The 21030-nt window shown below is 41.9% G+C and carries 20 protein-coding genes and 1 pseudogene; 16 read left to right on the top strand and 5 right to left on the bottom strand.

The window, feature by feature from the left end:
* The first annotated feature begins 19 nt into the window (after positions 1 to 19).
* Genes aroA through H7T99_RS05935 form a run of 4 tightly spaced genes read left to right on the top strand, consistent with a single transcriptional unit; the run spans position 20 to position 4035 of the window.
* Positions 20 to 1303 carry a 3-phosphoshikimate 1-carboxyvinyltransferase gene (aroA, locus tag H7T99_RS05950; protein WP_037603974.1) on the top strand — a complete coding sequence of 428 codons (1284 nt, stop codon included), beginning with the start codon at positions 20 to 22 and terminating at the stop codon, positions 1301 to 1303.
* Positions 1296 to 1787: a shikimate kinase gene (locus tag H7T99_RS05945; protein WP_014634149.1), complete on the top strand. Its 492-nt coding sequence runs from the start codon at positions 1296 to 1298 to the stop codon at positions 1785 to 1787. The genes aroA and H7T99_RS05945 overlap by 8 nt, the downstream gene beginning before the upstream one ends.
* Positions 1778 to 2602, top strand: a complete 825-nt coding sequence (gene pheA / locus H7T99_RS05940) for a prephenate dehydratase (protein ID WP_037603971.1) — start codon at positions 1778 to 1780, stop codon at positions 2600 to 2602. The genes H7T99_RS05945 and pheA overlap by 10 nt, the downstream gene beginning before the upstream one ends.
* Positions 2603 to 2613: 11 nt before the next feature.
* Positions 2614 to 4035 (top strand): LCP family protein, encoded by a 1422-nt coding sequence (locus H7T99_RS05935; RefSeq protein ID WP_037603968.1) that lies wholly within the window; start codon positions 2614 to 2616, stop codon positions 4033 to 4035.
* Between the two features lie 14 nt (positions 4036 to 4049).
* Here the strand turns inward: H7T99_RS05935 and H7T99_RS05930 are convergent, their stop codons facing one another.
* From H7T99_RS05930 to H7T99_RS05920, 3 genes are read right to left on the bottom strand one after another with little or no spacing between them, the layout of a single operon-like run.
* Positions 4050 to 4988, bottom strand: coding sequence for an ethanolamine utilization protein EutJ (locus tag H7T99_RS05930; RefSeq protein ID WP_037603966.1), 939 nt, complete (start codon positions 4986 to 4988; stop codon positions 4050 to 4052).
* A gap of 16 nt (positions 4989 to 5004) precedes the next feature.
* The gene (locus H7T99_RS05925; protein WP_037603965.1) at positions 5005 to 6069 is read right to left on the bottom strand and encodes an acyl-CoA dehydrogenase family protein; all 1065 of its coding nucleotides are present in this window, start codon (positions 6067 to 6069) and stop codon (positions 5005 to 5007) included.
* Between the two features lie 39 nt (positions 6070 to 6108).
* A complete protein-coding gene (locus H7T99_RS05920; RefSeq protein WP_002885920.1) occupies positions 6109 to 6657 on the bottom strand; it encodes a carboxymuconolactone decarboxylase family protein in 549 nt (182 codons plus the stop codon).
* A 213-nt stretch (positions 6658 to 6870) separates the two neighbouring features.
* Between H7T99_RS05920 and rlmD the strand changes: the two genes are divergently transcribed.
* The 6 genes and pseudogenes from rlmD (at position 6871) to H7T99_RS05885 (ending at position 13870) form a co-directional block, all read left to right on the top strand.
* Entirely contained in the window at positions 6871 to 8226 is a 1356-nt protein-coding gene (gene rlmD / locus H7T99_RS05915; RefSeq protein WP_037603964.1) for a 23S rRNA (uracil(1939)-C(5))-methyltransferase RlmD, read from the top strand.
* Positions 8227 to 8827: 601 nt separating this feature from the next.
* A pseudogene (locus tag H7T99_RS10595) lies at positions 8828 to 9661 on the top strand (ZIP family metal transporter).
* Between the two features lie 14 nt (positions 9662 to 9675).
* Positions 9676 to 10038 (top strand): ArsR/SmtB family transcription factor, encoded by a 363-nt coding sequence (locus H7T99_RS05900; protein WP_002890511.1) that lies wholly within the window; start codon positions 9676 to 9678, stop codon positions 10036 to 10038.
* Positions 10022 to 12109 carry a heavy metal translocating P-type ATPase gene (locus tag H7T99_RS05895; RefSeq protein WP_002890512.1) on the top strand — a complete coding sequence of 696 codons (2088 nt, stop codon included), beginning with the start codon at positions 10022 to 10024 and terminating at the stop codon, positions 12107 to 12109. Before H7T99_RS05900 ends, H7T99_RS05895 begins: the two co-directional genes overlap by 17 nt.
* Before the next feature lie 214 nt (positions 12110 to 12323).
* The gene (locus H7T99_RS05890; RefSeq protein ID WP_037603963.1) at positions 12324 to 13100 is read left to right on the top strand and encodes an alpha/beta fold hydrolase; all 777 of its coding nucleotides are present in this window, start codon (positions 12324 to 12326) and stop codon (positions 13098 to 13100) included.
* Between the two features lie 32 nt (positions 13101 to 13132).
* Positions 13133 to 13870: a DUF4336 domain-containing protein gene (locus tag H7T99_RS05885; protein ID WP_037603962.1), complete on the top strand. Its 738-nt coding sequence runs from the start codon at positions 13133 to 13135 to the stop codon at positions 13868 to 13870.
* 143 nt (positions 13871 to 14013) lie between these two features.
* Here H7T99_RS05885 and H7T99_RS05880 read toward each other — a convergent pair whose 3' ends face one another.
* Together H7T99_RS05880 and H7T99_RS05875 are read right to left on the bottom strand one after the other, a co-directional pair.
* Complete coding sequence (locus H7T99_RS05880; protein WP_037603960.1) at positions 14014 to 15186, bottom strand: CynX/NimT family MFS transporter; 1173 nt, start codon at positions 15184 to 15186, stop codon at positions 14014 to 14016.
* A gap of 220 nt (positions 15187 to 15406) precedes the next feature.
* On the bottom strand, positions 15407 to 16249 hold the full coding sequence (locus H7T99_RS05875; RefSeq protein WP_037603959.1) for a DegV family protein: 843 nt from the start codon (positions 16247 to 16249) through the stop codon (positions 15407 to 15409).
* 125 nt (positions 16250 to 16374) lie between these two features.
* Here H7T99_RS05875 and H7T99_RS05870 point away from each other — a divergent pair, with 125 nt between their 5' ends.
* The 6 genes from H7T99_RS05870 (at position 16375) to H7T99_RS05845 (ending at position 20929) form a co-directional block, all read left to right on the top strand.
* Positions 16375 to 16944, top strand: a complete 570-nt coding sequence (locus H7T99_RS05870; RefSeq protein ID WP_037603958.1) for a TetR/AcrR family transcriptional regulator — start codon at positions 16375 to 16377, stop codon at positions 16942 to 16944.
* A gap of 100 nt (positions 16945 to 17044) precedes the next feature.
* The gene (locus H7T99_RS05865; RefSeq protein WP_037603957.1) at positions 17045 to 17617 is read left to right on the top strand and encodes an HD domain-containing protein; all 573 of its coding nucleotides are present in this window, start codon (positions 17045 to 17047) and stop codon (positions 17615 to 17617) included.
* Between the two features lie 49 nt (positions 17618 to 17666).
* Positions 17667 to 18491, top strand: a complete 825-nt coding sequence (locus H7T99_RS05860) for a CPBP family intramembrane glutamic endopeptidase (RefSeq protein WP_037603955.1) — start codon at positions 17667 to 17669, stop codon at positions 18489 to 18491.
* A gap of 41 nt (positions 18492 to 18532) precedes the next feature.
* Positions 18533 to 19168, top strand: coding sequence for a copper homeostasis protein CutC (locus tag H7T99_RS05855; protein ID WP_037603953.1), 636 nt, complete (start codon positions 18533 to 18535; stop codon positions 19166 to 19168).
* Positions 19169 to 19290: 122 nt separating this feature from the next.
* Positions 19291 to 19563, top strand: coding sequence for a hypothetical protein (locus tag H7T99_RS05850; protein WP_021144457.1), 273 nt, complete (start codon positions 19291 to 19293; stop codon positions 19561 to 19563).
* Between the two features lie 118 nt (positions 19564 to 19681).
* Complete coding sequence (locus H7T99_RS05845) at positions 19682 to 20929, top strand: DUF4767 domain-containing protein (protein ID WP_037603951.1); 1248 nt, start codon at positions 19682 to 19684, stop codon at positions 20927 to 20929.
* Positions 20930 to 21030 lie beyond the last annotated feature (101 nt).

Below are 21030 nucleotides of genomic sequence, written 5' to 3'. Positions count from 1 at the left end.
AAATTTTCAGGAGTAACCTATGAAACTAGAAACCAAAGCCCAAGGTCTTCATGGCAGCTTGCGTATCCCTGGTGACAAGTCAATCAGTCACCGTTCTATCATGTTCGGAAGTCTTGCCAAAGGTGTGACAACTGTTCGTGATATTTTACGAGGTGAGGATGTCCTCTCAACTATGCAGGTCTTCCGTGATTTGGGTGTGACTATCGAGGATGATGGTGATGTGGTACGCATTCACGGTGTTGGTTTTGATGGTCTCAAGGCTCCTCAAAACAAGTTGGACATGGGGAACTCTGGAACATCGATTCGTTTGATTTCAGGTGTGCTTGCAGGTCAAGATTTTGATGTGGAAATGTTTGGAGATGATTCCCTTTCAAAACGTCCGATGGACCGTGTGACCATTCCCTTGCGTCAGATGGGTGTAGAGGTTTCTGGTCAAACAGACCGTGATTTGCCACCTTTGAAAATGCACGGTAGCAAGTCTCTTAAACCTATTCATTACCAATTGCCTGTGGCCTCTGCTCAGGTAAAATCTGCCCTTATTTTTGCAGCGCTTCAAGCTGATGGCGAATCTGTTATCATCGAGAAGGAAAAAACACGTAACCATACGGAAGATATGATTCAGCAGTTTGGTGGTCAGCTTCAGGTAGATGGCAAGGAAATTCGTATTTCTGGTGGCCAAACTTTCACTGCTCAAGAAGTTGTGGTCCCAGGTGACATTTCTTCAGCTGCCTTTTGGTTGGTAGCAGGACTTGTGGTACCTAACTCTAAGATTGTCTTGGAAAATGTTGGTATCAATGAGACGCGTACGGGTATCATTGATGTGATCAAAGACATGGGTGGTAAGATTACCCTTTCAGATATTGACCAGGTTGCAAAATCTGCGACCATTACGGTTGAAACTTCAGAACTTAAAGGAACTGAAATTGGTGGAGATATCATTCCACGTTTGATTGATGAACTTCCAATTATCACACTCTTGGCGACACAAGCTCAAGGTAAGACTGTGATTCGTGATGCTGAAGAACTTAAGGTCAAAGAGACTGACCGTATTCAGGTGGTAGCGGATGCCTTGAATGCTATGGGTGCTGATATTGTACCAACTGAGGATGGTATGATTATCACTGGTAAGACGGCTCTTCATGGGGCAGAGGTTAATACCTTGGGTGACCACCGTATTGGTATGATGACAGCTATTGCTGCCCTTTTGGTTCAAGATGGTGAGGTTGACTTGCAACGTGCGGAAGCTATCAATACAAGTTACCCAAGCTTCTTTAGTGACTTGGAAGGATTGCTCCATGGCTAAGGTTTTATTGGGCTTTATGGGAGTTGGTAAGAGTTCCGTCGCCCCATACCTGGATGGTCGTTTCGTGGATATGGATCAGGTCATCGAGGAGAAAATCGGCATGTCCATTGCTGATTTTTTTGCAAAAGAAGGTGAAGCAGCCTTTCGTCAGATTGAGTCTGAGACTTTGGAGGAACTCCTTCAAGAGGGAGATGACGTCATCATCTCTACTGGAGGTGGTGTCGTTGTGACGGAGCGCAATCGTCAGCTCTTGGCGAAAAATCGTAAGCATAACGTTTGGCTCCATGCTTCTTTCGATGTGGTCTATGATCGCATTGAAAAGGATACCAAGAATCAGCGCCCACTCTTTCTCAATCATTCCAAAGAGGATTTTAAGGCTATTTATGACGGTCGAATGGCACTCTATCAAGATTTAGCAGATTTGGTTGTCACAGTTGATAACCGAACGCCAGAAGAAGTAGCAAGGTTTATCAAATGTATGTAGGTTATTTGGGCCCTAGTGGGTCGTTTACGCATAATGCAGCCTTAAAGGCTTTTCCTAAGGCAGAATTGGTTTCTCTAGGTACCATTACCGAGGTTATCAAGTCTTATGAAGAGGGACGTGTGGATTATGCGGTCATTCCGGTGGAAAATTCCATTGAGGGCTCTGTTCATGAGAGTTTAGACTATCTCTTCCATCAGGCCGATATTCGTGCTGTGGCAGAGATTGTTCAGCCCATCAAGCAGCAGTTGATGGCGACGAAACATCATGAGAAAATTGAGAAAATCTTCTCACACCCACAGGCTATTGCCCAAGGGAAAAAGTATATTAAACAGCATTTTCCACATGCCAAGATTGAGACAACAGCCAGTACAGCCTTTGCGGCGCGTTTTGTCGCTGATAATCCAGATCAGCCATATGCGGCCATCGCTCCGCATGCAGCTGCTAAGGAATACGGTCTTCAAATCTTGGCTAAGGATATTCAGGAGATTGAAAAGAATTATACCCGTTTTTGGGTGTTGGGGAACACCGTTCCTGAGATTCCGCTCAATCAGATTGATTGCAAATTAACGCTGGCCTTGACCCTGCCTGACAATATGCCAGGGGCACTTTACAAGGCCTTATCAACCTTTGCCTGGCGAGGCATTGACTTGACCAAGATAGAAAGTCGTCCTTTGAAGACGGTACTTGGCGAGTATTTCTTTATTATTGATTGTGATTATACAAAGGAAAAGTTGGCTCAGTTCGCTCTTGAAGAGCTGACTGCAGTTGGAATTGGATATAAAATCTTGGGTGCTTACCAAGTCTATGAAATTTAAAGGGAAATCTTATGACCAAATCTAACAATGGACCGTTTACGCATCATGAACGGTTACGTTACAGCTATCTTTTAAAAAATCTTGCTCACCTGAATGGACAGCAGGCCTCAGAATTCAATTATCTTCAAGGAAAGTTGGATGCCTATGAAGCTGAGCGGCGGTATCAAGCGCAAAGAGAGGACTATCAAGCAGCATGGAGCCAGCCTTATGACAATCGTTCTGACTACTATCAAGAACGTGATTATGAGTCTGTCAATCAGCTAACTGAGGAAGGTTTGCCCGTCTATCGGGAGGAAGTCGCTCAAAGTAAACCTAAACGTAAAAAGGTTCAAAGACAAGCAACTCCTTCAGCAATGTCGGCTCCAAGGTCCAAGTCGCAAGTAGCCAAGAAGAAGCGACCAAAGAAAAAGAGAAGGCTCAAGAAAGTTGTTAAGCTGGTGCTTAGTTGCTTGAGTCTTGGAGTTGTGTTCTTAGTGATAGCCATGGCCTATCAATTTTACAAGGGAACAGACCTTTCTGCTGCAGGTAATAATGGTAAATCCTATCAGCCTGCCGTAGTTGAGACCTTTAATGGTAAGGATACCAAGGATGGGGTTAATATCCTTATTCTAGGTTCTGACCAGCGAGTTAGCCAAGACTCTACCGATGCCAGAACGGACTCCATCATGGTTGTCAATGTGGGCAATAAAGAAGGTAAGATTAAGATGGTTAGCTTTATGCGAGATACCTTGGTCAATATCAAGGGAGCTTCAGAAACCGACTATTCTCAGGACTTGAAACTTAATACGGCTTTCAATATTGGTGAGCAAAATAATCATCAAGGGGCAGAACTCATGCGTGAGACCCTCAAACGAAACTTTGACATTGATATTAAGTACTATGCCATGGTTGACTTTGAAACCTTTGCGACAGGGGTCGATACCCTCTTCCCGAATGGTGTGGAAATCAATGCGAAGTTTGCGACCATTGATGGTAAAAAAGTGTCATCAGTACAAGTCCCAGATGATTTGAAGATGGACAAGAATGGTCATGTGCCAAATCAAACCATTAAAGTTGGTAAGCAGGATATGGATGGTCGCACCCTTCTGAATTATGCTCGTTTCCGTAAGGATGACGAGGGAGATTATGGCCGTACCAAGCGCCAGCAACAAGTGATGCAGGCTGTTATGAAGCAGCTTAAGAATCCACTTAATCTCTTCAATGGACCTGAGGCTTTGGGGAAGGTTTACTCACTGACCTCAACCAATATGAGTATGACTGATATGTTGGATTTGGGACTTTCAAATGCTGGTAGTTTCAAAAAAGGGATCAATTCGCAAACCATTCCTTCGGATGGTGATTGGATTGACAGTTATGATTTGTATGGCGGTCAAGGGATTGAAATTGATTTTGATAATTATCAGTCAAAATTAAAAGAACTAGGATTTAGATAAGAAAACAAGCAGGTTCACACTGAACCTGCTTGTTTTTTGGTATTAAGAGCTTGTATAAGCGCCTTGTATAAGAGTTTTAGAAAATGATAGAGCAAATAGGTCATGATGACAAGAACGAAGACGAACTCTACCTTATAAACCAATTGGGTAGCTGGATTGACTAGTCCAAGACTGGTAGTGGCCGCCTTAAAAGCATTGACACTATTGACCAAGGGAAAGCTAAAAGCTGCAAAAAGTGGCATAAAACCATTTCTAACCAGTTTTACGAAGAGATCAAGAGCATAGAAAAAGAATGCTTGTGAGAATAAAAGTAGGGCAAGTAAAATGATAGTTGCAGGTCTTTGATTACTCTTGATTGAGCTGGTAATGAGAAGGGCCAGAGGTGCTGCTAAAATGGCAAGTATAGGCCGATATAGGTGAGGTATGGCTATCTGTCTCATTCTCCATAAAACAAGTGGAAAGAGGGCTAGAGTCGCAAATCCCGTTACTCCCAGAATAAGTCCCTTGATGCTAGTTGGAACACTAGCCGGTACTGTCACAAGACTGATAGCAGGGCCAACATAGACCACGAACCAGCTTGGATAGACTTGATTCAAAGAAAATGGGCGTAAAAAACGCAGACTGAAAAAAATAATATAGGCAATATAAAGTCCAAGGAGTCCAAGCCAAGTCACACTCAATCCTGTTTGAGCTAGTGGGAGGCGGCTGGCAAATAGAAAGGCAGCCATAAAGAAACTAGCAAAGGCCGAAGCAATGACTGGATTTCGCAAATCTTCTCTTATTTGTTCAAATCCAAGAATCAAGCGTCCCAGTATAAGTATAAAACCTATACTGGCTAAACACCAAATACCCTGAGCAATCAGGGTATAGTGGCTTATTTGATTGGATAAACTAAAGAGGGCAAGAACTAGACTAGATAGGGCCAAGGGAATTTTCTTAAAAAATACCATCATTGGTCCACCGGCCTTTCTAGCTAGCTGCAAGAATGTGACGAAGCTGCACCGCACTCGGAGATACAATTGGAAGGAAGACGCCTTCATTCCAACGACGGATAAAGCTTGACTCTGATTCTTTCAAATAGCCACGACCACCACTAGCCTGAAGTTCGAGGAGCAGGCTGTTGGCTACGACGTCGACAATATCGATACGCAATTGGAAAAGTTCACGTGGTTTGTCAATGAAATAATCGGCATCATTAAGACCTGCAAAGAGTTGGTCTTGGATAGCGAGAAGATTTTCACGTGTAGCTTCAAATTCCTCACGAAGAACGCTACGGTTACTGTTTAGACTAGCTTCAACCTCATCAAGAGAACGTTTGGCCAAACCAAAGGCAAGACCAAATTGGAAACCAAGGAAGTTCGGACGTGTTTTAGCAATATAGTCTGTACCTTCTTTTGAAAGGATCCAATTAGGATCTAACTTAACGTGATCGAAAGTAAGAGAGGCAGTGTTAGCACCTTGAAGGGAAACAAATTCCAAATCTTCAGAACGGCTGAGACCCTCAGCTTCAGATGGAATGGTGATAATCCAAGGTTGGCTACCATCTTTAAAGTCAGCAGCAAAGAGAGCAGCGAATTTATCAGAACGTAGGTTAGTTACCCAAGGCAAACGACCATCAAGATAGTAGTCATCACCTTCTTGACTAATGGTAACATTCAATTCTTCAATATCTGACAAGAATTTGACCGCATTTGACAAGCCAGTTCCACCAGCACGCTCACCGGTATACAATTCTTTCAACCATGTTTCACGAGGATAAGCATTGTCGCTAGCTAGGATATACTCGATGAAAGTACGGTGTCCCCAAGAAATAAAGGAAGCTGTCAAAGAGTGTTGTGCCAATTCATCAAGCACATCAACAACTTGAGTAGGACCACCACCTAGGCCATCAAACTCAGCAGGTACGCCGATTTTAAAGACGTCGTTTGCAGCAATTTTTTCAAGAAGTTGGTCCGCAATGGGTCCAGACTCTTGGTCAATATGGTCAGCGTTGGTATCCAACCAAGTAAGGAATTCTTTTGAAAAATGTGACATAGGCTTAGGTCCTCCTCTAGTTTATCCTTTGGTTTTGAATTAAGCGAATTCTTGAAGTTCAGGGTTGATCGGTGTTTGTGCGAGATTGTTAGCGTAGTTACACAAGCTAGCAAGGCTGACACCCAAGATAACATCAAGGGCATTTTGAGCAGTGTAGCCAGCTTCCAAGAAGTCATTGTAGGCTTCGTCACCAACAGCACCCTTGGTATTGATCACGGCAATAGTGAATTTAGCAAGGGTATCAAGTTTTGGATCGTCTTCGATTGGTGTACGGTTACGAAGAGCTTCCAAGAGTTGAGGTGTCATTTGGATTTGTTTGATTGAAAAGGCTGTGTGACCTGCCACACAGAAAGCACATCCGTTAGTAACAGCAGCTGTAATTTGAACAACCTCACGTTCAGTTGGTGTCAATGAATTGCGACGGTTGATTTCACCGACAGTACGGTAAGTTTCAAGCGCAGTTGGCGCATTAGCAAGGAGACCAATCAAGTTTGGAATGTATCCCCCATTAGCATCTTTGACTGTTTGAAGGACGTCTTTGACTTCTTCTGGTGCAGTTTCGATTGTATGAATGGTAATATCTGGCATGATTATTCTCCTTTATATAGAAACGACATCTAGACAAGTTGCTGAGTCGTTTAATTTTTTGTCATGGACCTATGATAGCACTGTATGACTTTTCTGAAAAATCTATATTATTTATGGCCAGCCATAAATTTAATTTATATGTGCTATAATGGAGGGTAGTAAAAGGCTTTTGAAGGTATGTTTAAGCCCCATAAAAGTAAAGAAAGTTGAATTATGTTAAATAAAAACGATATTGTAGAAGTTGAAATTGTCGATTTGACACATGAAGGAGCAGGTGTTGCCAAGGTGGACGGCTTTGTCTTTTTCGTGGATAATGCCCTTCCAGGTGAAGTCATCAAGATGCGCGTGCTTAAGCTCAAGAAAAATATCGGCTTTGGTAAGGTTGAGGATTATGTGACCCTTTCACCAAATCGTAATCAGGATATTGATGCGACCTACCTCCGTTCAGGGATTGCTGATTTTGGCCATATGACCTACGAGGAGCAGCTCAAGTTCAAGCGTAAACAAGTTGTGGACAACCTCTATAAGACAGCAGGTATCTCAGACGTAGAGGTCGCTGAAACATTGGGGATGGAGACGCCTTACGCCTACCGTAATAAGGCGCAAGTGCCCGTTCGCCGTGTTAAAGGTCAGCTTGAAACAGGTTTCTACCGCAAGAATTCTCACGACTTGATTCCAATTGAAGATTTCCTCATCCAAGACAAGGAAATTGATAAACTCATTGTCTTTGTCCGTGATCTTCTTCGCCGCTATGACCTCAAACCTTATGATGAGAAGGAGCAGACAGGGTTAATTCGTCATTTGGTGGTTCGTCGTGGCCACTATTCAGGTCAGATGATGCTGGTCTTTGTAACGACTAGACCAAAAATTTTCCGTATTGACCAAGTCATTGCTAAGATTACGGAAGCCTTCCCAAATGTTGTTTCTATCATCCAAAACATCAACGATAAGAACACTAACGCCATCTTTGGCAAGGAGTTCCGCACCCTTTATGGTCAAGACACCATCACAGACAGTATGTTGGGTAATGACTATGAGATTTCTGCCCAGTCTTTCTATCAGGTTAACACCGAAATGGCTGAGAAACTCTATCAAACAGCCATTGACTTCTCAGACCTAAACAGCGACAGCATTGTTATTGATGCCTATTCAGGAATCGGGACAATCGGTTTGTCGTTCGCCAAACAGGTCAAGGAAGTCTATGGCGTTGAAGTCATCGAAACAGCCGTCGAAGATGCTAAGAAAAATGCAGAACGCAACGGCATTACTAACGCCCACTATGTGGCGGACTCAGCCGAAAATGCCATGGCCAAGTGGAGCAAGGATGGCATCAAACCAGACGTTATCATTGTGGACCCACCACGCAAGGGCTTGACAGAAAGCTTTATTAAAGCCAGTGTTGCCATGCAACCTGAAAAGATTACCTACGTCTCATGTAACCCAGCAACAATGGCGCGTGATATCAAACTCTACCAAGAATTGGGATATGAATTGAAGAAAGTACAACCGGTTGATTTATTTCCGCAAACGCACCACGTGGAGTGTGTAGCTTTGCTCGTAAAAGCCTAGAACCTTTGAACGAAAGGGATAATGAAAAGCCTTGATTGCAAGGCTTTTTGCTTTATGGTGGGGAAGTATTAGAGTAAGTAATTTTTGGAGTGAGTGGAAGTGATAGTTAGGAATTCTCAAATTCTATTTCCATTTACACTGTGGGTACGTTTTTATTTCCATTGACAAGGAGTTTGAGGGAATAGAAACGTACCCACCTATATGAAAAAATCACGAAAGGTTTGATCTATGGAAATCAGTAGAAATTAGGTGATACAATAACACGTTATAAAAACCTTGAAATCAGTATGTTTCAAGGTTTTAAGTACTCTTACGGATAGCATTGGGAACATCTAACTTTCTTGAGGAGTAAAGTTTGTTTCTCAATATAGTAATCGTTAAATTGTGTCGAAGCGTTATATGATATGATAATTCCAAATAGTCCTTTGGGCTTTTTATGGCATTGTGATATTCTCTAAGAACACGAGATTGCTTCAATAATTTACAAAGTTATGGGGATTTCTCATAGCTTTTTTACTTTCTTCCTTGACAATTGAGCGAGTGTTCAACTATAATGATAATAGTTGAGTGGTTGTTCAACTGAATCATCGATTATTGAGGTATGAGATGTAATTTTTCTTCTCTATCACCAGTAATGCAAGCTTTATTAGCTGGCTTATTCAACTGGTTTTGTACCCTTATCGGTGCTAGTTTGGTCTTTTTTGTCAAAACCATTCATCAAAAATTCATGGATATGATGATGGGCTTGGCAGCGGGCATTATGACGGCAGCGGCAGTCTGGCCTTTGCTTGTCCCTTCTTTGGACTATAGCCAGTCAATAGCTACGAACAGATTTTACTGGTTGACGACGGCTGTTGGTTCTATTGTCGGGGGCTTATTTATCCGCTTTATTAATTATTTGGTTCCCGACCTACATTTGAATCATCAGATGAGTGATAAGGAAGGGATTTTGAATCCCAAAAGACCCTTATCAAAGACCATGCTGCTTTATCTGGCGGTAGTGTTTCATAATATACCAGAGGGCTTAGCAGTTGGTGTGGCATTTGCTAGTGTGGCAAATCTCGCAACTAGACTTTCCTTTACGTGAATGAGTGCCCTTGGATTGGCCTTGGGAATTGGCATCCAAAATATTCGAGAAGGCTCTGCCTTGTCCTTGCCACTACGGGTAGAAGGGCGAAGTAGGAAATCAGCTTTCTACTATGGCGCCATGTCAGCGATTGTTGAGTCGATTGCAGCTGTTTTAGGGGCCTATGCTGTTATGTCTATGACCCAGCTACTACCTTATGCTCTCTTATTTGCGGCGGGAGCCATGATTTATGTTGCAGTGGAAGAACTTGTGCCAGGTGCTCAAGAGCACAAGAATACCGATATTGCGACAGGTGGGGTTATGGCCGGATTTCTAATCATGATGTTACTTGATACAACTTTAGTATAGGAGGAATAGAAAATATGTCACAGTGTTTAACAGCTTGTAATCCAGATTTAATTCAAGGGGTCCATGAGACGGAGTTTGATACCGTTACATTGCTAAATATGTCCAATTTTTTTAAGGCGATTTCTGACCCAACTCGTTTGCGGATTTTACAAGCAGTACGGCAAAATCCAATTTGTGTCGGAGACTTAGCGATTGCGTTACAGATGACCAAGTCTGCTATTTCTCACCAACTACGCTATCTGCGGGACTGCCAATTGGTCAAGGGGGAGAAAAAAGGAAGGATGACCTATTATGAACTTGCGGACGATCATGTCGCAGCAGTCTTGTCTTTGACACTGAAACATTTGAAAGAGGAAAAACATGAAGAAAGAGTATGAACTTCGAGGAATTGACTGTGGCAATTGTGCTGCTAAGATTGAACGTGCTGTCAATCAATTGGAGCAGGTAGAATCTGCCACTGTCAATCTGATAGCTCAAAAGCTGATTTTGGAAACAAAAAGCGAAGATGGGATAGATAAGGAAATTATTGACTTGGTGGATGCTATTGAACCTGGAATCGAAGTTATCAGTGAGAAAAAGGAAGAGGCACTTCCAGAAAAACGAGATTGGGCGAAAGAGCTGCTACTTGCTGTTATGATTCTATTTGCCTTCGGCTTTTTCCTGCCAGAGGAGTATTTCTGGATTCGTCTGGTCTATTATCTGACCCTATATATCATTATCGGCCATAAGGTTCTTATCAAGATGGTTCAAAATATTCAACGTGGTAATCTTTTTGATGAAAACTTTTTGATGAGTATCGCGACCTTAGGAGCCTTTCTCTTGGGAGAATTTCCAGAGGCAGTAGCCGTCATGCTTTTTTATCAGATTGGGGAGTATTTCCAAGATAAGGCCACCTCTCAATCTCGTCAGTCCATTGCACGATTGATGGATATTCGGTCGGATAAGGCTTGGAGACTAGAGGGGGGAGAAACCGTTCAAGTAGACCCTGAAACAGTAAGGGTTGCGGACCATATTTTAGTTAAGCCTGGGGAGAAGGTGCCCCTAGATGGTCTGGTCAGAGAAGGTCGTTCTATTCTGGATACGTCAGCCTTGACAGGAGAATCACTGCCTAGGGAAATTGGCGTTGGTGAGGACATTACAAGTGGTGTGATCAATTTGACTAGTCCATTGGTAATTGAAGTGAGTAAGACTTTTTCGCAATCAACGGTCAACAAAATTTTGGAATTAGTTGAAAATGCAAGCAATAAAAAAGCGGAGACGGAACGGATGATCACACGTTTTTCGCGTGTGTATACACCAGTGGTTGTCGGAATCGCTTTTCTGCTTGCAAGCCTGCCTCCCTTGCTTGGTTTAGGGGAGTGGTCGACTTGGCTTTATCGGGCACTTACCTTTTTAGTCATTTCTTGCCCTTGTGCTCTTGCGGTTTCGGTACCAATGAGTTTCTTTGGCGGGCTAGGGGGAGCATCTAAATTAGGTGTCTTAGTGAAAGGTGGGAATTATTTAGAGGCTCTTGCCAAGTTGGATACGGTCGTATTTGATAAGACGGGGACAATTACAAAAGGTATCTTTGCGGTGGATACCGTTGTCAACGCAGAAGGTGTCGAGGATGATATTCTGTACCTCGCTGCCCATCTGGAAAGCTATTCCAATCATCCAATCGCAAACTCTATTCGAACAGCCTATGGACAGGAAGTGGACGAGAATAGGGTGAGTCAGATTACCGAGCTACCAGGGCAGGGCATGTCCGGTAGGGTAGATGGCAGACAGCTCTATCTTGGGAATGCTAGATTAATGGAAGTTCAAGGGATTGCTTATCCAGCTATTGACAGCACAGGAACAGTTCTCTATTTGGCAGAGGACAGTCATTTTCTAGGCTATTTCCTTATCACAGACCAAGTGAAGGAGACGAGCATCGAGGCCTTGAAGGATTTACAGGCAGTCGGAATTAAAAAGACGGTTCTCCTTTCAGGCGATCGTCAGGCAGTGGTTGATGAATTTGCACAGCAATTTGCCTTTAATGATGCATTTGGAGATTGCTTGCCTCAGGATAAGGTGAGTACATTTGAGGAAATTCTGACTCAGTCTCAGCAGGCTGTTGCCTTTGTTGGAGATGGGGTGAATGATGCACCGGTTCTTGCTAGGGCAGATGTTGGTATTGCTATGGGAGGGCTAGGTTCGGACGCAGCCATTGAATCAGCAGATGTTGTACTGATGGATGATGACCTTGGAAAACTTCCTCAAGTCATTCGACTGGCAAAAAAGACAGTCAGAATAGCCCAACAAAACATGACCTTGGCTATTGTAGTTAAACTAATTTTCTTGGTTCTAAGTGGATTGGGAATTTCTAATATGTGGGAGGCCATCTTTGCAGATGTTGGTGTAACGCTACTAGCAGTATGGAATGCATTGAGGGTCTTGAGGATAGATACCTCCACTTTGTCAAAGTAAGTGAACTGATGTTAGTATGATTTTATGGACACGTTTTGGTAGAATAGTATCTAACCAAAGGAGATGTCCAAATGAGCCAAAAATATACCAAAGAGTTCAAGGAAACTAGTGTTCAATTACATGAAGCAGGACACGTGGAGTGTGTAGCTTTGCTTCTACGAGCTGATTAAACAAGGATTTAGCAAGTGAAAGTCCTAAAGTAAGGAGTTGAAATATGAAATTCCATGAATTTGGGGATAAGAATTTGCCTTCTATCTTACTGATACATGGCGGTGGTAGCTCTTGGTGGAACTATCTTCGTCAAGCACGAATCTTGTCAGAAGAATACCGTGTTATTCTACCCACTTTGAATGGCCATGGCGAGGAATATCAACTTGATTATGTTTCTACTGAAGATTCTGCCTTAGAAATCCTAGACTATATCAAAGAGAATTGTGATGGAAAACTGTTTGCTTTAGGTGGAGTTTCACTTGGAGGTCAAATTGCTATGGAACTTTTGTCCTTAGATAGCGATATAGCTGAGAAAGCTATCATAGACGGAAGTATCTGTATTCCTCAGCCAAGGTTGGCGAGATTTAGCATCTTTTTGGTATCTTTATTTGGTAAACTGATGTTTAGTAAATCCTCTTGTAAACTTCAGTTAAGCTTAATGAATAAATTCTATCCCCAATTAGCTTACCCAGACGAGATAAAAAATTTTTATATGGAGGATATGCCAAGGACGCCTATCAAAACATTAGTGACCATCTCTTCAACTTATATGGGGCATTATAAGTTGAAGAGTAGGATTTCTAAAAGTAAGGCGCAGGTTCTCTATATTTATGGTGAAAAAGAATTGAAATGTGTTAAGGAGTCAGCTAGGTTATTTGAGCAGCTGCATCCCAACACTATCTTGTTTGAGGCAAAAGGATATAATCACGGCTATTTATCAGCCTACCTACCTCAAGAGTGGATTGACTTGGTTGTTCCATTTTTGGAGAATAACGATTGATTATACTTTATTAATTTAGAAAGCAGAGTTTCATGGAAGTCAAAAAATATACTCCCCTCAATTCCTTAAAAAAGATAGCAGATAACCTATGGATTGTGGATGGGGAAGAAGTACTGATGGATTTCAAATTCTTCAAAGTGCCTTTTTCAACTAGAATGACAGTTATCCGTCTACAGAATGGTGGTCTTTGGGTGCATTCACCGACTAAGCCTAATGACAATTTACTTTTTGAAATCAAGAAATTGGGTGAGGTAAAACACCTTATTGCACCCAATGTCTTACATTATAGTTATATAGATGAATGGCATCAACTATTTCCTGAAGCAAAAGTTTGGCTAGCTAGTGGTGTTCAAAAGCGTGCCAGAAAATCGGGAATGAGTTTGGATTATGGTCAAGAATTAAGCAAGGCCAATTGGAACGAAGAAATTCTTTTTACAACATTTGAGGGAAGTTTTTATGTGAAAGAGGTTGTTTTTTTCCATACTGAAAGTTCAACTTTGATTTTAACGGATCTTATTGAAAACATAGAAACTGAGAAATTATCGCTTTTTGAAAAGCTACTTTTTAAAATAGGTGATAATCACCATCCAAATGGTAAAACACCAAGAGATTTAAGAATAAGTTTCTTATTTGGCAAAAAACAAGCTTTGAGGAGTTATCACAAAATAAAGAAATGGGAACCTAAGAATATTATTATTTCTCATGGACCGTGTATGCTTGGACAAGCAAAAGAGATGTTAAACCAAGCGTTCTTTTGGCTAGAGAAATAGGGTTCTGTGGTTAAGGGAACTTGTCGAAAGACAAATACGAATACTTCGACCTTTGTATTTAAAAGTTACATTCATTCGCCGCACGCAAAATAACACCCCACAAGCTACAACTTGTGGGGCATTTTCTTTTATTAGTTTTTCTCTTACAAAATAAGGTCTGTTTTTTCAACTTTGTAAAGGGCAATTCCCATGATTATGGTCAAGACAAGAAGAATTAAAACAGCAGGGGTCCAAGAGTTAAAGAGTTGTTTGCTTGAACCGAACAAGACTGGACCAAGGGCTGCAAAGATATAGCCTCCGGTTTGGGCTAAACCTGATAGTTGGGCTGTTTTTTCAGGCGTGCTAGCCTTCATTGAAAAGGAAACCATCATGTAAGGGAATAGGACGCTAGCAGAACTTCCGATTAGGAGGTTAAGGACCAACCAATACACAAAGCTGTTTGTATTGACTAGAAGCATAGCCACTCCGATAAGTCCTGCTAGGACGGTAGCCACTAGCATCAAATGGCGGTTGCGATCAGAAAGTTTCGTGATTAGGCTAGGAACAATCATAGAGAATGGAATACTCGTCAGTGTGAAAACGGAAGCTAGAATTCCGGCATTGGCTTCGCCGACACCGGCTTGTGTAGCCATGGTTGGAAGCCAAGTGATAGTGGTATAGAAGAAGAGTGACTGTAATCCAACGAAAATAATGATGGCCCAGACCTTGCCACTCTTATACCAGCTGCCTGAATTTTCGCTGGTAGAAGTTTCTTGTTCTAAGTAATGATTGTGACGGACATTAGGAAGCCAAACTACAAGAGCCAGGGCACAGACTGCTGTCAATACCCAGACCAAGCCTTGCCATGAGGTTGCCTTAGTGATTGGAACGGCTACCGATGAAGCCACAGCTGTGGACAAGCCCATGGCTGTAATGTAGAGTGTGGTTAAGAATCCTAACTGATTTGGCTCATTAGCTTGGATGAGGCTTGGGAGAAGGACGTTGATAAAGGCAATCCCAGCTCCGACTAAAAGCGTCCCCACATAAAGGAGGGGAAGATTGAAGGTACGCAAAGCAGAACCAAGTGTCATCACAATTAAAACACCGAGGAAGAGTCTTTCAATACCAAAGCGTTTGGCCCAGCTAGCCGCAAAAGGAGAGAATATCGCAAAGGTCAAGAGAGGCAGACTTGTCAAGAGACCGAGAGAACTGACCTCAACGCCTAGACCAGAAGCAATGTCTGATAAGACCGTAGACAAGGTTGTGAACGGGGCCCGCAAAACAATCCCTAGAAGAAGGATCCCAGGGATTAGAAAATGTGAATGTTTCTGTTTCATAAACTATCTCCATGTTTAATAAGGGTATTTAAATTGATAAGCATATGATACTAATGCGTCACTTCCATCTTACCATAAATGAAGGGGGTGATGAAAGCGATTACGTTGGATTATCAAGAAAGAATTTTTAGTTTTAAAATCCTATTCTGCTGATTATCAAATAGCATAATCTGATTTTTAAAAGACCGAACATGTAGTCCAGCCTCTTTTCAATGTCTTCTTAAATTTCATACCCCATAAGGAGTCCGCCTTCTTCAGCATAAAAACTACAGAGTCCAGAAGTAGGAAGGACTTCGATGCTTGCTTGGGCAAATTTTTCACGAACCAATTCAGAGAATTGCTCGATAAATTTTTCATTGTTGCGGTGGGCAATCGTAATGTGGCCTCCAGCATAACCAGCCTTGAGGAGTTCATCAAAGGCAGCTTTGATAGCTTTCTTTTGACCTCTGGCTTTTTGAAGCAACTCAAGAGTACCTGTCTTACTAGCTTCACCGACCATACGGATATTAAGGAGTCCAACAACGGTGCCAACTAGTTTACTTAGACGACCATTCTTCACCAAATTATCGACCTTTGCCAAGACAAAGAGCAACTTGGTTTTAGACTTGTAGCTTGTGATAGCATTAACGACTTGGTCAAAATCAAGGCCTTCAGCGACTAAGTGATTGAGTTTACGAACGATAAGGTCGACCTCACCACCAGCTGACAGGCTATCAATCACGTGAATCTTAGTATCAGGATGCTCTTCCAGATAAATTTTCTTAGCGATTTCAGCACTATTGTAGCTACCAGAAAGGGTTCCAGTGATCGTCACGACGACGATATTGTCCGCTCCTTCAAAGGATTTCATATAATCATCAGGACTCGGACAGGCAGACTTAGAAGCAGTCGTAGTCGCATACATTTCCTCCATCATTTGATCAATATTGAGTTGGATATCATCCCTGTAAATGGTCTCGCCCACTTGGATAGTCAAAGGAACACTGACAAACTCCGTATCTGGTGCCAGATTGTCCAAAGAACGGTAGTCACAGCCTGAATCCGCAATAATTTTCCATTTCATAGGTTACACCTCATATCTGCATAATGTACATTGACAAGTTATTTGTCTTCTTTTACAATTTTATCATGAAGTGCTTTGCTATCAAAGCAGATCTCATCAGGTGTGACAGATAGAAAGTGAATGTTATGGCAGAAAGAAAAATCTCAGAGAAATCCTTGGAAAATCTCAAACGATTTAACCAAGAAAACAAAGCAATTACACGAGAATCCATTGAAATTTCTCTCCTGCAATTGTTGGAGAAAAAAGACTTTAAAAAGATTACCATATCGGAACTGGTTGAGCGTGCGGGTGTATCTCGTGCTGCCTTTTATCGCAATTATGGTTCTAAGGAAGAGATTTTGAAATCTATTTTTGAGTCTAGCATTGCAAAGATTACTAAGTCTTTGGACGGCTATAATCTTAAGACTGATCTCTATCAGGTCTGGGTTTATCTCCTTAAAGAAGTCAAAAAAGAAGCCAAAATCATCAGTCTTGCCATTGATTATAATTTTGAGCAGGTATTGACCAAGGCAGTTTATGATTTTTTGGAAAAACGAAATGGTAGCTCATCAAATGGTGCTGGTAGTTACCTCAATTCCTTCTGGAGCTCGGCTATTGTTTCAGTGATTTCCAAATGGGTCAAGGATGGCATGAAGACCCCAGCGGAAAAGATTGCCAAACTTGGTCTCCCGCTTTTTCCACAAAAGAGGAAGTAGTAATCGCTGAGAGGCGGTTTTTAAGTAAACTGCACCTCTCCATTACTAGTTCAAATGAATAGATAGAACTGTGCACAGATTATACCAAAGGACAAGAACGATGATCGAAGAACGAATTCTTGCTGCTAAGCAGTATGTTAAAACCTTATTTGCTGATCGAGCGGATGGCCATGATGTGGCGCATACCCTTCGCGTCTATACCAATGCTATGAGAATCGCACAAGCAGAAGGTCTATGTAATCTGGAGATAGTGGGCTTGTCAGCTCTTCTTCACGATGCTGATGATGATAAATTGTTTCAAACAGAGAATAATGCGAATGCTCGCATGTTTCTAGAAGAGATTGGTGCTCCTAAAAAGCAAATCGACCAGATTTGTCGGGTTATCAATGCTGTTTCTTTCAGCAAAAATCGCGGTAAACATCCAGAATCGTTAGAAGGCAAGATTGTCCAGGATGCAGACCGCCTGGATGCGATAGGAGCTGTAGGAATTGCGCGAACTTTTTCCTATGGTGGCCACAAAGGGAGACCCCTTACTGATACCGTCCAACATTTCCACGACAAGTTGCTCCTCTTAAAAGATGAAATGAACACGGAGACTGCCAAACAAATGGCAGAAAGTCGCCATCAATTTTTAATCACCTTTCTAAAAGAACTAGAGAAGGAATTGGACTGAGTGAAATATTGAAATTAACTTTTATAAAAGACTTATTTGAAAGAAAGATATGCTAAATCAACTAATAAAGAAACCTATTTTAAGTTGTTCAATTATATTTGTTATCTGCTCAGTAGCAAGGCTAATTGAATACTTCTATATGAGGACGGATGAGACCTTCTTATCTGAGAATTTTCTACATAAGATTTTTGGAATTCTTCTACTGTGGGGAGTCCTTTCAATTTGTAATTTAAGATGGAAAGATATTGGTTTCAGTCCTGACGGAACCGTGAGTGGTATAGGGAAGGGCCTGCTCTTTGGTTTAGTGTGTTCCGTCTTTGCATATACAGTTGAGTGCATTGTTCTCTTGTTTCTTCATGGCAATGTTCACTTATCGTTTTACGCCAGTGGTTTTTCCTTAACAAACGAAAAAGTATCTCAAGAAGGAATCTTACTTATTCTCTCAAGTGTGTTGTTTAACCTGATAAACGTATGGATGGAAGAAGGAGTTTTTCGTGGCCTTTTCACAAAAATTCTTGAAGGGCTTTCGTACCGCAAGAGTCTATTCTTTATAGCCTTCCTATTTGGAGTATGGCACTTGGTAATGCCCTTAAGAGATTATCTTCAAGGAGAATCGTCACTTGTAAATCTCATCGCCATGGGCATTGGCTATGTTATCTTAGCGGGAATGATGAGTATCAAATGGTCCTTACTCTACAAAATAACAGGTTCCTTGTGGTTTGGGTTAGGAGATCATTTTTTTAATAATCTTGCTTCAAATCTAGTTCATGTGGTTTCAAATTCTGAAGCAGATAGTTTGCAGATTGTGAGAATCCTTCTATGGCAATTGCTATCATTTGCTATAGTGTTATGGGTTTATCAAAAGAAAAACTGAAAGTCAATCCGCTTGCTATTACAACTAATTGGAGGTTCAGTATGCCAATATATGAATTTTGTGCAGAGAATGTGACTTACTTAGAAAAAGCTTTTCAAGCCGGTGCTCAACGCGTGGAGTTGTGTGATAATCTGGCTGTTGGAGGCACGACACCTTCTTATGGTGTCATAAAGGCGGCTGTTGGGTTGGCCAAGGATTATCAGGCTAAGGTGATTGTGATGATTCGTCCACGAGGGGGCGACTTTGTCTATAGCCAGCAGGAATTAGCTATCATGCTAGAAGATATCAAGTGTGCGCGTGAATTGGGTGTTGACGGCTTTGCACTAGGTGCTTTAACTTCAGAAAACCAACTCGATACAGAAGCTCTAAAGACCTTGCTAGATGCTAGTCGAGGCTTAGAGGTCACCATGCATATGGCCTTTGACCAAATCCCTAAAGCAGACCAGCCGAGTGCTATCCAGTGGCTCAAGGAAAATGGAGTGACGCGTCTGCTCACCCGTGCTGGAACTCCTGAGACTGCTCTAGACTTACGCTTGAAACGTTATGCAGAATTGGTTCAGCTAGCAGACGGTCAGTTGGATATTTTAGCAGGAGGTGGTATCTCTGTGGCTAATCGTGACCAATTTCTTGCCATAGCTGGTCTTGAGCAAGTTCATGGAACACGTGTCGTCTTTTAGATTTACAATGGAACCAGCTTCTTGGCTAGGTTCCTTTCGATTTTTGTGCAATGGGAGGCACTTTGCTTTTCTAGTCATTCTTTGGTAAGCTATTACTATAGCATAAAAAAATTGGGGGATGTATGTTAGATAATTTGTTAAAAAAGAACCCTATCTTGGGTGTCATTATTTATCCGTTATTAGGGCTAGGAGCTATTTGGCTTGGTCACTATTACTCACAGAGCCTTTCGCTATTGGAAAAAACGGGTGGTAAGCTTAAGGTTAATACTTTTGTTTACATTGCCTATCAATTAGGTGGGACCAAACTCGTCATGGGGTTATTTATTCTTTTAGCGCTTTTCTTTTTCTATCTGGGCTATACTTATCTTAAAAAACTTGGAAATAGTCAGAAATAATGATCAAGTTTATACACTAACTGCGGCTACTTGCTTGCAGTTTTTTCTTTTCTACAAGTCAACCAGAATCCCTAATTTATGCTAAAATGAAATTATTACGCTTCAAAAAGGAGATGAGATGAAAGCAGAAGAATGGTTAACCTATTTTATAAAGATTTATGGACGTCGCCCAAAGATGACAGAGGTCGATGAGGCGATACAAAATGGTAGTCTCTTAGCTAATCGAGCAGAGGTAGAGAGCTTATTGTTAGCATCTAAGAAGAGCTTTTGGCAAACCTTAAGTCAGTATGTTGTGACTCATAAGGTCGCAGCGTCAGTTCTTGCAGTTTCTTGTATGACGCTTCTTGGTGGTGGTGCCATTTTTGCTTGGCATTCCCTTCATTCACAAGCTCAACAAACGTCATCCCTTACGGCCTCTTCGTCAAGCAGTCAGACTGGTCAAACGTCTTCCTCAGACAAGTCTAAACAATCGAGTTCCAGAGCTTCTGAGTCGTCTTCAAACTCTAGTTCTCAAAGTCAGAATGCCTCATCAGAAGCTAAAATGCCTGCCATGGATGTGGATGCTATTCGAAATGGTGATTTTTCAAGCATCGAAGGTGACTGGGTTTCTGACGGTGGTCATGTTGTGACCATTACCAAGTCAGGGCTCACAAAGTCTGAAGAGACAGGAAGTACTGATGGCAAGACTGTCATTAAAGATTTCAATGGTCAGCCTATGTTTTATTTTGCGGACAATGGTCCAGGGCATGGGGTCAATCCTTTTGTGCCTGTGCCAGCCAATCAAGCAGCACCGTCTCCGGACAATTCTGTCAAAGACACAGATCGTTTGGTTCAAATTCCAGAGTCTGCTGGGCCAGGGGTGGTTTACACGTCTTATTACAGAGTGAAAAGCAAGAGACAGTCCAGCCAGACTAGCCCAACCAATACGACAGCCCTTTGGAATAGTGACAAGGCTGCCAAGCTCGCAAGTTACATGGTGGAGTTTGGGCACAAGATGAATCAAGAAAGTTATAGAAGGCTAACACCTAACGGAAGTGACGATTTCTTTGGTGCCATGTCTTTTGCTAAAAATAATCGCATTATTGTAGGTGAAAAGACAGAACAAAATGCCCCAATGACCAACCAACAAAAGGTAGACGTTGCCTTTTCTGACGATGGTACAGGGACAGCCGACTATATCATTGTAGACAGCTACGGGTATTCAGGTTCTGCCATGATTCTCTACCATTTCACCATCCATAAAGGTCAACCGGTGGTCCTAGTTTCCATGCAAAATCAGGGGAATCCTGAAAACATGTATTATATGTACCCTACCAATAATAAGGACATCCAAGAAGCCTTTGCCAATATTGTGAATGACAAGTAAAGGTTTTGGAGACTAGTAAAAGCCAATATCTTCAATCTAAAGCCTTGGTAACAAGGCTTTTTCTTGTGGATAAGTATCTTGAGAATGAGTAGTCAGCAAAA

Source organism: Streptococcus sp. 17.1, from assembly GCF_016648655.1.
In the GTDB taxonomy this organism is placed as follows: Bacteria; Bacillota; Bacilli; order Lactobacillales; family Streptococcaceae; genus Streptococcus; species Streptococcus salivarius_E.
The sequence above is the reverse complement of the archived record's forward strand: the minus strand, read 5'-3'. Positions and strand labels throughout refer to the sequence as shown.

What these genes read in the sequence shown, in the direction of transcription:
- aroA (WP_037603974.1), top strand. Translation starts at nt 20, where the DNA reads ATGAAACTAGAAACCAAAGCCCAAGGTCTTCATGGCAGCTTGCGTATC.
- H7T99_RS05945 (WP_014634149.1), top strand. Translation starts at nt 1,296, where the DNA reads ATGGCTAAGGTTTTATTGGGCTTTATGGGAGTTGGTAAGAGTTCCGTC.
- pheA (WP_037603971.1), top strand. Translation starts at nt 1,778, where the DNA reads ATGTATGTAGGTTATTTGGGCCCTAGTGGGTCGTTTACGCATAATGCA.
- H7T99_RS05935 (WP_037603968.1), top strand. Translation starts at nt 2,614, where the DNA reads ATGACCAAATCTAACAATGGACCGTTTACGCATCATGAACGGTTACGT.
- H7T99_RS05930 (WP_037603966.1), bottom strand. Translation starts at nt 4,988, where the DNA reads ATGATGGTATTTTTTAAGAAAATTCCCTTGGCCCTATCTAGTCTAGTT.
- H7T99_RS05925 (WP_037603965.1), bottom strand. Translation starts at nt 6,069, where the DNA reads ATGTCACATTTTTCAAAAGAATTCCTTACTTGGTTGGATACCAACGCT.
- H7T99_RS05920 (WP_002885920.1), bottom strand. Translation starts at nt 6,657, where the DNA reads ATGCCAGATATTACCATTCATACAATCGAAACTGCACCAGAAGAAGTC.
- rlmD (WP_037603964.1), top strand. Translation starts at nt 6,871, where the DNA reads ATGTTAAATAAAAACGATATTGTAGAAGTTGAAATTGTCGATTTGACA.
- H7T99_RS05900 (WP_002890511.1), top strand. Translation starts at nt 9,676, where the DNA reads ATGTCACAGTGTTTAACAGCTTGTAATCCAGATTTAATTCAAGGGGTC.
- H7T99_RS05895 (WP_002890512.1), top strand. Translation starts at nt 10,022, where the DNA reads ATGAAGAAAGAGTATGAACTTCGAGGAATTGACTGTGGCAATTGTGCT.
- H7T99_RS05890 (WP_037603963.1), top strand. Translation starts at nt 12,324, where the DNA reads ATGAAATTCCATGAATTTGGGGATAAGAATTTGCCTTCTATCTTACTG.
- H7T99_RS05885 (WP_037603962.1), top strand. Translation starts at nt 13,133, where the DNA reads ATGGAAGTCAAAAAATATACTCCCCTCAATTCCTTAAAAAAGATAGCA.
- H7T99_RS05880 (WP_037603960.1), bottom strand. Translation starts at nt 15,186, where the DNA reads ATGAAACAGAAACATTCACATTTTCTAATCCCTGGGATCCTTCTTCTA.
- H7T99_RS05875 (WP_037603959.1), bottom strand. Translation starts at nt 16,249, where the DNA reads ATGAAATGGAAAATTATTGCGGATTCAGGCTGTGACTACCGTTCTTTG.
- H7T99_RS05870 (WP_037603958.1), top strand. Translation starts at nt 16,375, where the DNA reads ATGGCAGAAAGAAAAATCTCAGAGAAATCCTTGGAAAATCTCAAACGA.
- H7T99_RS05865 (WP_037603957.1), top strand. Translation starts at nt 17,045, where the DNA reads ATGATCGAAGAACGAATTCTTGCTGCTAAGCAGTATGTTAAAACCTTA.
- H7T99_RS05860 (WP_037603955.1), top strand. Translation starts at nt 17,667, where the DNA reads ATGCTAAATCAACTAATAAAGAAACCTATTTTAAGTTGTTCAATTATA.
- H7T99_RS05855 (WP_037603953.1), top strand. Translation starts at nt 18,533, where the DNA reads ATGCCAATATATGAATTTTGTGCAGAGAATGTGACTTACTTAGAAAAA.
- H7T99_RS05850 (WP_021144457.1), top strand. Translation starts at nt 19,291, where the DNA reads ATGTTAGATAATTTGTTAAAAAAGAACCCTATCTTGGGTGTCATTATT.
- H7T99_RS05845 (WP_037603951.1), top strand. Translation starts at nt 19,682, where the DNA reads ATGAAAGCAGAAGAATGGTTAACCTATTTTATAAAGATTTATGGACGT.